General features: G+C 70.5%; 10 protein-coding genes. 5 read left to right on the top strand and 5 right to left on the bottom strand.

Annotation, left to right across the window (positions count from 1 at the left end):
- Nucleotides 1–210: 210 nt before the first annotated feature.
- Complete coding sequence (locus STRBO_RS0102105) at nucleotides 211–762, bottom strand: YbjN domain-containing protein (RefSeq protein ID WP_020665480.1); 552 nt, start codon at nucleotides 760–762, stop codon at nucleotides 211–213.
- Nucleotides 763–921: 159 nt separating this feature from the next.
- Nucleotides 922–3537 carry an ATP-dependent chaperone ClpB gene (gene clpB / locus STRBO_RS0102100; protein WP_005483702.1) on the bottom strand — a complete coding sequence of 872 codons (2616 nt, stop codon included), beginning with the start codon at nucleotides 3535–3537 and terminating at the stop codon, nucleotides 922–924.
- A 166-nt stretch (nucleotides 3538–3703) separates the two neighbouring features.
- On the opposite strand from clpB, the gene STRBO_RS0102095 reads away from it, so the two are divergent.
- Nucleotides 3704–4117 carry a pyridoxamine 5'-phosphate oxidase family protein gene (locus STRBO_RS0102095; RefSeq protein ID WP_028796419.1) on the top strand — a complete coding sequence of 138 codons (414 nt, stop codon included), beginning with the start codon at nucleotides 3704–3706 and terminating at the stop codon, nucleotides 4115–4117.
- A 185-nt stretch (nucleotides 4118–4302) separates the two neighbouring features.
- On the opposite strand, the gene STRBO_RS0102090 is transcribed toward STRBO_RS0102095, so the two are convergent.
- Entirely contained in the window at nucleotides 4303–4638 is a 336-nt protein-coding gene (locus STRBO_RS0102090) for a Rieske (2Fe-2S) protein (protein WP_028796418.1), read from the bottom strand.
- A gap of 383 nt (nucleotides 4639–5021) precedes the next feature.
- Between STRBO_RS0102090 and STRBO_RS0102085 the strand changes: the two genes are divergently transcribed.
- The gene (locus STRBO_RS0102085) at nucleotides 5022–5975 is read left to right on the top strand and encodes a helix-turn-helix domain-containing protein (protein ID WP_005483694.1); all 954 of its coding nucleotides are present in this window, start codon (nucleotides 5022–5024) and stop codon (nucleotides 5973–5975) included.
- Here the strand turns inward: STRBO_RS0102085 and STRBO_RS0102080 are convergent.
- Nucleotides 5950–7011, bottom strand: a complete 1062-nt coding sequence (locus tag STRBO_RS0102080; protein ID WP_078531575.1) for a helix-turn-helix transcriptional regulator — start codon at nucleotides 7009–7011, stop codon at nucleotides 5950–5952. The genes STRBO_RS0102085 and STRBO_RS0102080 overlap by 26 nt on opposite strands.
- A 440-nt stretch (nucleotides 7012–7451) precedes the next feature.
- On the opposite strand from STRBO_RS0102080, the gene STRBO_RS0102075 reads away from it, so the two are divergent.
- Genes STRBO_RS0102075 through STRBO_RS0102065 form a run of 3 tightly spaced genes read left to right on the top strand, consistent with a single transcriptional unit; the run spans nucleotide 7452 to nucleotide 10803 of the window.
- The gene (locus STRBO_RS0102075; RefSeq protein WP_020113699.1) at nucleotides 7452–8996 is read left to right on the top strand and encodes a circularly permuted type 2 ATP-grasp protein; all 1545 of its coding nucleotides are present in this window, start codon (nucleotides 7452–7454) and stop codon (nucleotides 8994–8996) included.
- Nucleotides 8993–9928: an alpha-E domain-containing protein gene (locus STRBO_RS0102070; RefSeq protein ID WP_005483688.1), complete on the top strand. Its 936-nt coding sequence runs from the start codon at nucleotides 8993–8995 to the stop codon at nucleotides 9926–9928. Before STRBO_RS0102075 ends, STRBO_RS0102070 begins: the two co-directional genes overlap by 4 nt.
- A gap of 5 nt (nucleotides 9929–9933) precedes the next feature.
- Nucleotides 9934–10803, top strand: a complete 870-nt coding sequence (locus STRBO_RS0102065; protein WP_005483687.1) for a transglutaminase family protein — start codon at nucleotides 9934–9936, stop codon at nucleotides 10801–10803.
- Between the two features lie 191 nt (nucleotides 10804–10994).
- On the opposite strand, the gene STRBO_RS0102060 is transcribed toward STRBO_RS0102065, so the two are convergent.
- Nucleotides 10995–12152, bottom strand: coding sequence for a sugar ABC transporter substrate-binding protein (locus STRBO_RS0102060; RefSeq protein WP_020113697.1), 1158 nt, complete (start codon nucleotides 12150–12152; stop codon nucleotides 10995–10997).
- Nucleotides 12153–12344 lie beyond the last annotated feature (192 nt).

The following is a 12344-nucleotide window of genomic DNA, read 5'->3' as shown; positions in this document are numbered from 1 at the left end:
CGACTGCGGACGAACGGCTCCAGGTCGCCGAGAAGACGCTCAGCTCGGCCGTGAAGACGGCCGAGGCGGAGCTGCCCGCACGGTCGGTCGGTCCGGGCGGCGGGAACCCGGCCCAGCGCCCGTGAACACCAGAAAGCCCGGCCCCGGCACACCGCCGTGCGGCGGGCGCCCTGGCCGGGCTCTCGGAGGTCTGCGGGCGTTCGACGGCGACTACTCCGCGGTGTCGTCGTCGCCGTCGCCGTCCTTGGGCTTCTCCTCGGCCTCGTCGACGTCCTCGGCCAGGCCGAGCTGCTCGACGAGCCACTTGTCGAACTCGATGGCGGCCCGCACCCAGCTGACCGTCGACGAGACGAAGTGCTCCAGGCTGACGCCGGTGCCGATCAGCAGCTGGGCCTCGCCGATGAGGCGGACCGTGCCGTCGTCGTGCGTGTGGCTGTAGACCTTGGGCCACAGGGTGCGGCGGTTCCAGTCGTCGATGGTCTCCAGCAGAGACGGCTTCTCGTCGATCTGGTGCGGGCGGTCGTAGAACGTGCGCACCGAGAAGACCTGCTGGTCACCCTCGCCACGGAACATGAAGTACGTGCGGAATTCCTCCCACGGCGCCGCGAGGTCACCCTCGTCGTCGACGACGTACTTCAGCTCCATCTGGTCCAGGAGCTGCTTCACAAGGTCCTGATCCGGAACGACGGGGCCCGCCGGCCCTTGGGGCTGCGGCTCGGGCTGGCCCCCGAAGTTCGGAATCGAGGACGGGTCGATGCTCACCGTGATTTTCCCTTCGTACGGATTCCGCCATCCTCTCCCATGCGGGGCGGGGGGTGGCAACCCCAGCCCCGCGCGGTTCGTCGCCCTTGGCCGGATCCGCCGGGGGATTCAGCTACGAGCGTGGCGGGGAACCTTTCGGGTACCCCCGATCGGCCCCCGTCACGGCTTCTTCTCCATCGACGGGACCGGGCCCACGATCAGCCCCTCACCCTCCCCGAAGGTGTCCACCCGGACGGTGTCGCCGTCCTTCACCTCGCCGGAGAGGATCTCCTTGGCCAGCCGGTCGCCGATGGCGGTCTGGACGAGGCGGCGCAGCGGGCGGGCACCGTACGCCGGGTCGTTGCCCTCGTCCGCGAGCCAGGTCAGGGCCTCGGGGGTGACCTCCAGGGTGAGGCGGCGCTCGGCGAGACGCTTGGACAGCCGGTCGATCTGGAGCGCGGCGATGCGCTCCAGTTCCGCCTTGTCCAGGGCGGAGAAGACGACCAGGTCGTCGAGGCGGTTGAGGAACTCCGGCTTGAAGGAGGCCCGCACCACATCCATGACCTGCTGCTTCTTGTCCGCCGCGCTGGTGGCCGGGTCGACCAGGTACTGGCTGCCCAGGTTCGAGGTGAGGATCAGGATCGTGTTGCGGAAGTCGACCGTACGGCCCTGTCCGTCCGTGAGCCGGCCGTCGTCCAGCACCTGCAGCAGGATGTCGAAGACCTCGGGGTGGGCCTTCTCCACCTCGTCCAGCAGCACGACCGAGTAGGGACGCCTGCGGACGGCCTCGGTCAGCTGGCCGCCCTCCTCGTAGCCGATGTACCCGGGGGGCGCGCCGACGAGCCGGGCCACGCTGTGCTTCTCGCCGTACTCCGACATGTCGATGCGGATCATGGCCCGCTCGTCGTCGAAGAGGAAGTCGGCGAGGGCCTTGGCCAGCTCCGTCTTGCCGACACCGGTCGGGCCGAGGAAGACGAAGGAGCCGGTGGGGCGGTCCGGGTCGGCGATACCGGCCCGGGAGCGGCGTACGGCGTCGGACACGGCCCGTACGGCCTCGGTCTGGCCGATGAGGCGGCGGCCCAGCTCGTCCTCCATCCGGAGCAGCTTCTGGGTCTCGCCCTCCAGCAGACGGCCGGCCGGGATGCCGGTCCAGGAGGCGACGACGTCCGCGATGTCGTCGGCGCCGACCTCGTCCTTGACCATGGTGTTCTTGGAGGCGGCTGCCTCCTCCTCGGCCTCGGAGGCCTCCTCCAACGCCCGCTCCAGGGTGGGGATCTCGCCGTAGAGCAGCTTGGAGGCGGTGTCGAAGTCGCCGTCGCGCTGGGCGCGTTCGGCCTGGCCGCGCAACTCGTCGAGCTTCTCCTTGAGTTCACCGACCGCGTTGAGGGACTGCTTCTCCTTCTCCCAGCGGGCGGTGAGGCCCCGCAGGTCCTCCTCCTTGTTGGCGAGGTCGCGGCGCAGCCGCTCCAGACGCTCGCGGGAGGCGGCGTCGGTCTCCTTGTCGAGGGCCATCTCCTCCATGCGCAGCCGGTCCACGGACCGCTGCAGCTCGTCGATCTCGACGGGCGAGGAGTCGATCTCCATCCGGAGCCGGGAGGCCGACTCGTCGACGAGGTCGATGGCCTTGTCGGGCAGGAAACGCGAGGTGATGTACCGGTCGGAGAGGGTGGCGGCGGCGACCAGCGCCGCGTCGGCGATCACGACCTTGTGGTGGGCCTCGTAGCGGCCCTTGAGTCCGCGCAGGATCGCGATGGTGTCCTCGACGGTCGGCTCGGCGACCAGCACCTGCTGGAAGCGGCGCTCCAGCGCCGGGTCCTTCTCGATGCGCTCGCGGTACTCGTCGAGGGTCGTCGCGCCGACCATGCGCAGCTCGCCGCGGGCCAGCATGGGCTTCAGCATGTTGCCGGCGTCCATGGCGGAGTCGCCGCCGGCGCCCGCGCCGACGACCGTGTGCAGCTCGTCGATGAAGGTGATGATCTGACCGTCGGAGTCCTTGATCTCGGCGAGGACGGTCTTCAGCCGCTCCTCGAACTCACCCCGGTACTTGGCCCCGGCGACCATGGCACCGAGGTCGAGCGAGACCAGCCGCTTGTTCTTCAGCGACTCGGGCACGTCGCCCTTGACGATCCGCTGGGCCAGGCCCTCGACGACGGCGGTCTTGCCGACGCCGGGCTCACCGATGAGGACGGGGTTGTTCTTGGTCCGGCGGGAGAGCACCTGCACCACGCGCCGGATCTCCTGGTCGCGGCCGATGACGGGGTCGAGCTTCCCCTCCCGCGCGGCGGCGGTGAAATCGGTCCCGAACTTCTCCAGGGCCTTGTACTGGCCCTCCGGATCGGCGGTGGTCACCCGGCGTCCTCCCCTTGCCTTCTGGAACGCCTCCTGCAACTTCCTGGCGTTCGCCCCCTGCCGGGAGAGTACGTCCCCGGCCTGGCCGCCCTTGTCGGCGATGCCGATCAGGAGGTGCTCGGTGGAGACGTACTCGTCGCCCAGCTCCTTCGCCTTGGCCTGGGCCTCGGCGACCACGCTGAGCAGCTCACGGTTGGGCTGGGGCGGCGACACGGTGGCGCCGGTCACGCTCGGCAGACCGGCGAGGATCTTCTCCGCGCCCGCGCGCACGGCCGCCTGGTCGGCGTCGACGGCGGCGAGCAGGTCGGTGATGTTCTCGTTCTCCTGCCCCTGGAGCAGAGCCAGCAGCAGGTGGGCGGGGGTGAAGTCGGCGTGTCCCTCGGACACGGCCCGGTTGCTGGCCGCGTTGATCGCGTCCCGGCTCCTGTTGGTCAGCTCGGCGTCCACGTTCGCGTTTCCCTCCTGGCGTCATCGGCTCGGGTGACTCAAGTAACGTACACAAAGTTGAGTCTATTCCACTCAAGGTGGGACCGGGGAGGGTTCCGGAGGTTCCCGGAGACGTTCCCGGAGGCCCGAGGGCCGGGTAACCCGTTTCCCCGCTAGATTCCTGGCCGTGAGCACCTATCGAGTGGACCCCGGCGAGCCCGATGCCGCCTACCTCGCCTTCTGGCAGGAGCGCCACCTCTGCACCCTGACCACCCTTCGCGCCGACGGCAGCCCCCATGTGGTGCCCGTCGGAGTGACATACGACCCCGAGGCCCGGATCGCTCGGGTCATCACCCGTACGGGGAGTGCGAAGGCACGGCACGTGCGCGCGGCGGGCGCCGGGGGCGCGCGGGTGGCGGTGTGCCAGCTGGAGGGCGCGCGCTGGGCCACGCTGGAGGGGCTCGGCCGGGTGTACGAGGACCGGGAGCGGGTCGCGGAGGCGGAGCGGCGGTACGCGGAGCGCTACGGCAGGGAGCCGCGGCCGAACCCGCTCCGCGTCGTCATCGAGATCGAACTGACCGGGGCACTGGGCCGCGGCTGATGGTCACGTCCGCTGCGGGTTGACCATTTTTCGGACAGATGGGCGAGCGGGCAGCCCCGCACCGATACCGGCGGACATCCGGAAATGTCTCCGCAAGCCTGCAGCGGCGTCACCGTGTTCAGGTCACGGTGACGCCGCTGCCGGGGGGAAGCGCCTGAGCGATTTGAAACGACGGGGGAATCGCTTCAGGCACTGCGGGGGGTGGCTGTCACGGCCGTGGAGGCCGGGGTCTCCGGCTCGGCGAGCCGGTGGTCGCGCTGGTCGAGATTGACGAAGACCATCCCGTATCGAACGGCACACGCGACTGGCTGCGGCGCGCCGCGCGGTCGCCGCAGACACCGGTATGCCCGGATGTCCTCGTCCTCGTCCCGGGTCACCACCACCGGTTCGCCGAACACGGTCACCATCAACGAGTCACCGCTGTGGGGGATGGCGGTGGCCAGGTCGATGAAGTGCCAACCGGAGCGGTAGGCGGTGGCCATTTCACGGCGGAAGGAACGGTCGTCGGGAGGAGTGGTCATCGGTCAGCCCCAGCTACTGTCGGCCGGCAGTGCGGGCGTCACACCCCAGCTGCTGTCGTGTTCGTCGCTGGCGGCAGCGGAAATGTGCACCGAACCCCGGCTGCCGTCGGTCCGGTCATCACCCTTCGCACCAGCAAGGCCACTCAGAGTCCCGAAGGCCACAACGGCGGAGAAGGCGGCGACAAGCACCGAGCGAAGCATTTTGTTACGCATAATCGGCTTCGTCCTCACTTGAAGGTCCCCTCTTCCCCCGTCGGGTATGACGATGACTCATTCGGGCACGTCATGGCCACACAATCGATGCATCATGTTCCTGCACGTTCAGGACCCTGGGGGGTGGAGATTTGGTGATAAATAGGACTAATGCGACACATCCCCATGCGGTGACCGAATTGTGCGAGGAGGGCAGCCGTGTCTACTCCACCGCCTTGCGCACAGGCCGCATAGCGCGCGCCGATGTCGAAGCCGCCCCCTGCCTGATGGAATTCGGCCTGCTGCACCCCGACATCGACGACGTGAACTGGCTGCGTCCCGTTCCACCCTCGGTCGCACTGGCTCAACGACTCAACCCCATCGAGCAGGAGATCACCGACCGCAGACGGCTCTCCATCCGGTTGGCCGACGCATTCGAGCCGTTCATGGCCATGAGTGCCCAGGCGACCGCCGCCACCCACGCGATCACGGTGCTGGAGGGCCTCGACCGCATCAACGCGGCGCTCGACCTGGCCACGGTCCAGTGCCGGGTCGAAATGCTCACGGTGCAACCGAGCGGTCGCCGCCTCGAACACATCCTCAAGCAAGGACTGGAACGCGACAGAGCCCTCACGGATCGAGGCGTGCGGATCCGGACCCTCTACCAGCACACGGCCCGGTACAGCCCCGAGACGCAGGCCTATGTCGACCAGTTCGTCAACGACAAGGTGGAGTACCGCACCATCGACGAGCTCGTCGAGCGGCTCATCATCTGCGACGAGACCGTCGCCTTCATCCCCACCCGGGACGACCGGCAGGTCGCCCTGGAGCTGCGCCACCCCGGTCTCGTCCGCTATCTGATCAAGGTCTTCGAGTTCATGTGGGGCCGCTCCGTCCCACTGAACGCCGGCGCGCCCTACGAGACGGCGCCCGACGGCATCACGGACATCCAGCACTCCATAGCCAAGCTGCTCGTCGAGGGGCACGTGGACGAGGCCATCGCCCGCCGTCTCGGCATGAACGTCCGCACCTGCCGCGCCCACATCGCCAAGCTGGCGACGGCGCTGGGCAGTGGGAGCCGGGCACAGCTGGGCTACCGCATCGCGGAGTCCGGCATCCTCAAGCAGGAGGGCACGGAGCTGTAGGAGTCGTGCTCGACTCGGCGGCAGCGGGGGCGGGCAGGTCGTCCGGTGGGGTCGAGCGGGGCGGGCCGTCGAGGCCGGCCTCGGCTATGCGGACGCCCAGTTGGGTGCGGCTGGCCGCGCCCAGGCGCTCGGAGAGGCGGGCGATGTGGGCCCGGCAGGTGCGGACGCTCATGCCCAGCCGCTCGGCGACCACCGCGTCCTGGTGGCCCTCCGCCAGCAGCGCCGCGATGGACCGCTCCCGGTGCGTGATGCCCGCGACGCCGGTCGCCGGGAGGGACGCGGCGAGCGGAACGCCGAGGCGCCAGAGCCGTTCGAAGACGGTGACCAGGTACTCCACGAGCGCCGGGTGGCGGATCTCCAGGGCCATGGTGCGGTCGGCGTTGGCGGGGATGAAGGCCACCGTGCGGTCGAAGACGATGAGGCGTTCCACGACCTCGTCCAGGGTGCGGGCCTCCGCCGACTCCCCCATCAGCTCCATGTAGTTGTGCAGACCCTGCCCGTGCCGGGCCACATGCGTGTACAGGTCCCGCATCCGCACGCCCCGACGGCACATCGCCAGCGCCCGGTGCAGCCCCTCGCGCAACTCGTCCTCGCGCCGGATGCCGCCCGGCTGCACGGTCAGCACCTCGGCGGTGCAGCGGTCGGTGGCCTCGTCGATCGCCGCCCGGATCCGGGCCAGCCCGTCGAGCACGCGGATCGCCGAACTCTCCGCCGACGATCGCGCCCGCGAACTGCCGAGGCCCGCGTACCACTCGACGGCGTCGACCGCCGCGCCCATCCGTGCCTGGCTCGCGCTGACCTCGGCGTGGACGCCGCGCAGCAGCCGGGTCATGACCTCCTGCGGCGAGGTGGGCACCAGCCAGCCCATGTCGTCGGGGTCGGGGTGCAGCAGGGCGAGTTCGAGGAGGCAGGGCACGGCGTCGGCGTCGGAGCGCGGGACGCGGCCCCGGCGTACGGCTCTGGAGTACACGCGGTCCCCGGCCGCGCAGAGCCGGTCGGCCCCGTGCGGATGCTCCTCGGTCGCGTGCCCGGCCATCACCCACTCCACCCCCGGTTCCGACCTGTTCGCAGCGCAACTATGCGCGGCCCGCACGGGCACCGCAACACGGCTCCGCCACGCCTACGTCCCCATAACAGCCCTTGCATCCGACTATCTCCACCCCTCAGGCAGTGCGCCCTGCAACAAGCTGAAATTCGTGCGGACGGGGCGGACGGGAGGGGTGTCCACGCGCCCGAGGCCACGTCCGGGGCGGGCACGGCGAGGCGGCACGGGAAGGCGAGACACCGCCCTGACACCGCCCTGACGCCGTCCGACACCGGGCACGTGCCGGGCCGGTGCCCCTGGATCGCAGAACCTCGGTTGCCCCGCCCGGCCGTACGTCAAACCCTCCGTTTCCGCAGGTCGCGATCGTCGCCGCAAGGTGGCGGAAACGCATCGGTGACCGGGGCGTTACGGAGCGCGCTTACCGTCGGCCCATGGCGGACATATTTGACGCCTACGCGTTGGCCGACGCGTGGGACGAGATGTTTGAGCGGCCGGGTGAGGTCAGGACCGCCTATGAGCCGGTGCTGGCGGCGCTCCAACCCATCGAGCCGGCCGAGCTGCGATTCCGGGCGGACCAGATGGCTCGCGCGTTCACCGACCGGGGCGTGACCTACGCCTTCGCGGGCGAGGAGAGACCCTGGCCGCTGGACCTGGTGCCGAGAATCCTGGACGCCCTGGAGTGGGACCTCATCCAGCGCGGAGTCGCCCAGCGCGTACGGGCGCTGGAGGCGTACCTCGCGGACGCGTACGGGCCGTGCCGCGCCTTCGAGGACGGGGTCGTGCCCTGGCGGCTGCTCCTCAACTCCCCTCACTTCCACCGGGCCGCGCACGGCGTGGAGCCGCCGGGCGGGGTCCGTATCCATGTCGCCGGCATCGACCTCGTACGGGACGAGGCGGGGGACTTCCGGGTCCTGGAGGACAACGTCCGGGTGCCGTCGGGGGTGTCGTACGTCATCGAGAACCGGCGCGCGATGACCCGGGTGTTCCCGTCCCTCTTCTCCGAGCAGCACGTGGTGCCCGTCGACGGTTACGCGCAGCGGCTGCTCGCCGCGCTGCGGGCCGCCGCGCCCGGCGGCATCGGGGACCCGCGGGTCGTCGTCCTCACCCCCGGCCCCAGCAACGCCGCCTACTTCGAACACGCCCTGCTGGCCCGGCTGATGGGCGTGCAGTTGGTGGAGGGGCACGATCTCGTCTGCCGGGGGAACCGCGTGTGGATGCGGACGACTCGCGGGGAGATGCCCGTCCATGTCGTATACCGGCGGCTCGACGACGACTTCCTCGATCCCCTCCACTTCCGGCCCGACTCGGTGATCGGCTGCCCGGGCATCATGGGCGCGGCGATGGCGGGGAACGTCACGCTGGCGAACGCGGTGGGCAACGGCATCGCGGACGACAAGCTGCTGTACACCTACGTCCCGGACCTCATCCGCTACTACCTCCGTGAGGAACCGGTCCTGCCGAACGTGGAGTCCTTCCGGCCGGACGAGCCCGGGCAGCTGGAGGCCGTCCTCGACCAGATCGACCAGCTGGTGATCAAGCCGGTCGACGGGGCCGGCGGGCAGGGCATCGTCATCGGGCCGAAGGCCGACCGGGAGACGCTGGAGCGCACCCGGGAGGCCGTGCGGGCGGATCCGCGCGGCTGGATCGCGCAGCGGCCGGTGGCGCTGTCCACCTCCCCCACCCTCGCCGGCGAGCGCATGGCCCCGCGCCACATCGACCTGCGGCCCTTCGCCGTGAACGACGGGAGCGACGTGTGGGTCCTGCCCGGCGGACTGACCCGCGTCGCCCTCCAGGAGGGCAACCTCATCGTCAACTCCAGCCAGGGCGGCGGCTCCAAGGACACCTGGGTGCTCGCCGAGGGATCCGCCGAGCCCCGCCGCGCGGAGACCGGCGGCCCGCTGCCGGAGAAGGCACCGCGCCAGCTCGGTCCCGACGGCATCCGCACCATCGTGCAGGAAGGGGCGCAGCAGCAATGAACGACGTCATCCTCTCCCGGATAGCCGAGGCCCTGACCTGGACGGGCCGGTACGTGGAACGGGCCGACGCGACGGGCCGCATCCTCGACGCCTACCTCCACCGCCTGCTCGAAGACCCCTGGCGCGACGAGGACGTGGCCTGCCGCTCGCTGTACGCGATCCTCGGCGTGGACGCCCCCGACCGGCACTGCGACATGCAGCAGGTGCTGGACCAGCTGGCCTTCGACGCCCGCTCGACCGGCTCCATCGAGGGCGCGCTCGGGGCGGCGCGCCTCAATGCCCGCAGCGCCCGCGAGGCCGTCTCCTCCGAGATGTGGGAGTGCCTCAACTCCACCTGGCACGCCCTCGCCGACCAGCGGACGGCCGCGCGCCGCACGGGCGGCCCGTACGCCTATCTGGAGCTGGTACGACGGCGTACGGCCCTCTTCTTCGGGCTCGCCGACTCGACGATGAGCCGGGACGACAGCTGGCGTTTCGTGGTGCTGGGCCGCAGCCTGGAGCGGGTGGATATGACCGTACGGCTGCTGTCGGTGCGGGTGCTGGACGCGGCGCACGCGCCCGACTGGCCGACCCTGCTGAGCGCGAGCGGCGCCGACGAGGCGTACGCGCGCGTGCACGGCGGCTTCGGCGACAGTCCCAAGGTCGCCGAGTTCCTGCTGCTCGACCGGGACTTCCCGCGCTCGGCGCTGCACGCGCTGACCACGGCGGAGGAGTGCCTGGCCGCGCTCGGCCGTCCCCGTCAGGACCCGGCCCGCCGCCCGATCGGCGCCCTGCGCACCCACCTCGAATACCTCGACTCCGAGGCCCTGGAGGCCGGCCTGCCGACGCTGTTGCGGGACCTGCAGCAGGCGTGCATGGCCTCGGCGGAGGCGGTGGCCGAGAAGTTCTTCCCGTACCAGGGCCCCGTCGAGTGGGCCCAGGAAGGCGCGTGAGCACGATGGACATGCCTGGAACGGCTGTACGGGCGACCCGGCGCCTGCGCATCCGGCACATCACCCGCGTCGCGTACGCGCAGCCCGCGGCCTCCTCCCACAACGAGGTCCGCATGACCCCGCTGACGCTGCCGGGCCAGACCACCCTGGACGCCCGGGTGCTGGTGAACCCCTCGACGCCGACCTGGTCGTACTGGGACTACTGGGGCACCCAGGTCACCGGCTTCGACCTCATCGAGCCCCACTCCGACCTGACGATCACCGCGACCAGCCTGGTGGAGACGGCCCCGCCGGAGCCGGTGGCGGACGCGCCCGGCTGGGCCGAGGTCCACCGGGCGACCGTCGGCTCCCGCCTGCTGGAGTACCTGGCCGCGACCGGCCGTACGACGCTCCCGGCCGGGCTGCTGGACCGGGCGCGGGAGGCGTCCGCCGGCCTCGACGTGCACGGGACGGCGACGGCGGTGGCGTCGATGGTCGCCGACCACGTCGCGTACGTGCCGGGCGCGACCGGGGTGCACACCAGCGCGGCCGAGGCGTGGGAGCAGGGGGCCGGCGTCTGCCAGGACATCGCCCACCTCACCCTCGGCATGCTCCGCGCCCTCGGCCTGCCCGCCCGCTATGTCTCCGGCTACCTCCACCCCGAACGCGAGGCCGAACTCCACCGGTCCGTCGCCGGCCAGAGCCACGCCTGGATCGAGTACTGGGCGGGTGACTGGACCGGCTACGACCCCACCAACCGCGTCCCCGCCGACGAGTCCCACGTCGTCGTCGGCCGCGGCCGCGACTACGACGACGTGACCCCGCACAAGGGCATCTACCGGGGGGTGGCCGGGGGGCCGCCGGAGGTGACGATCGAGTTCACGCGGGTGGCCTGAGGCGGCCAAGGGGCCGGGGGCCGGGGGCTCGGGCGCGGCAGGAGGGCCGCCGGGCGCGAGGGCGGGCAGTCCCCGGCCCCCAGCGCACGACCGGCGCGGGCCCCCTGGAAAAGTCACGGCCCGACCGGACCACCGCCGGCCGAAGCACGAACGGCGGCCCTGCCGGGCCGGAGGACGGGGACGGTCGGCGGCTACTTCAGGCCGGCCGCGTCGCACTTGGCCTTGAAGGCCGACGTGCAGATCTGCTTGACCGTGTAGATGCCGTCGACGACGACCGTGTCCTGGATGTTCGACTTGGTCAGCGCGACCGGGGGCACGAGCTGGGCGGGGATCTTCTTGGTGGTCGGGGAGTCGACGCTGTCCTTGGCGAGGGCGTCGAACTCGATGGAGCGGCCCTGGACCTTGGCGACGGCCATCTCGGCGGCGGCGGCGGCCTGCGTCGGGAACGACTTGTACACGGTCATGTACTGGTCGCCCGTGAGGATCCGCTGCACGGCGTCCAGGTCGGCGTCCTGCCCGGTGACCGGCGGCACCTTGGTGACACCGGCGGTCTTCAGCACGTCGATGACGGCACCGGCGATTCCGTCGTTCGCCGCGTAGACGGCGTCGATGTTGTCGACGCCCAGCTTGGCGACGGTCTTCTCCATGTTCGCCTTCGCGACGACCGGGTCCCAGTCCTTGGTGTCGAAGGTCGCGGCGATCGTCACCTTGTCCTGGAGCTCGGAGAGCGCGCCCTCCTTGAACATGGCGGCGTTCGGGTCGGTCGGGGACCCGTTCATCATGACGATCTTGTTGGCGGCGCTGTCGCCCAGGTCCTCCACCAGCGAGCGGCCCTGCACCTGCCCGACGAGCTGGTTGTCGAAGGAGACATAGCCGTCGATCGGGCCCTCGGCCAGGCGGTCGTAGGCGATGACGGGGATACCGGCGTCGTCGGCCTTCTGCACGGCGGGAGCGATGGTCTTGGAGTCCACGGCGTCGACGATGATGATGTCGACCTTGTCCTTCACCATCTGTTCCAGCTGGCTGCTCTGCGTCTCCGGGTCCTTCTCCGCGTTGGCGTACTTGGTAATGCCCTTGTTGTCGGTGAGCTCGGCGATCTTCTTCTTGATGTTCGGGTAGTCGAACTGCTCGTACCGCTTGGTGTCCTTGTCGGGGAACAGCACGCCCACCGTGATGTCGTCGCCCTTCGTGGGACTCGCCTCCGCGCTGTCCCCGACGTCCACGACCCCGCAGGCGGCGAGGGAGACGGCCGCGGCCGACGCGGCGAGGGCGGTGGCGGTGCGGCGCAGAGCGGTGGTGCGACGACGTATACGAGTGCCGGGGGTATTACGGGTGGTACGGGCGTTCACATCAAGGGCCTTCCGGGCGTGGGTGCAGCAACTGCGACCCATGTGGCTGAAAGCCAACGCGGTGACCACCTCAGCGTCAAGGACTAATCACTTAACGAGATGACAACAGCCTTGTGTGGTCTCGGTGTGAAGAGGGTAAAGCAAAGGGCTCCCTCTGTCGCCGCTCGGTCTTCACGCGTAGCGCGTCGGCGG

This window comes from Streptomyces bottropensis ATCC 25435 (genome assembly GCF_000383595.1).
GTDB lineage: Bacteria > Actinomycetota > Actinomycetes > Streptomycetales > Streptomycetaceae > Streptomyces > Streptomyces bottropensis.
This window is presented reverse-complemented; position numbering and strand designations above follow the sequence as displayed.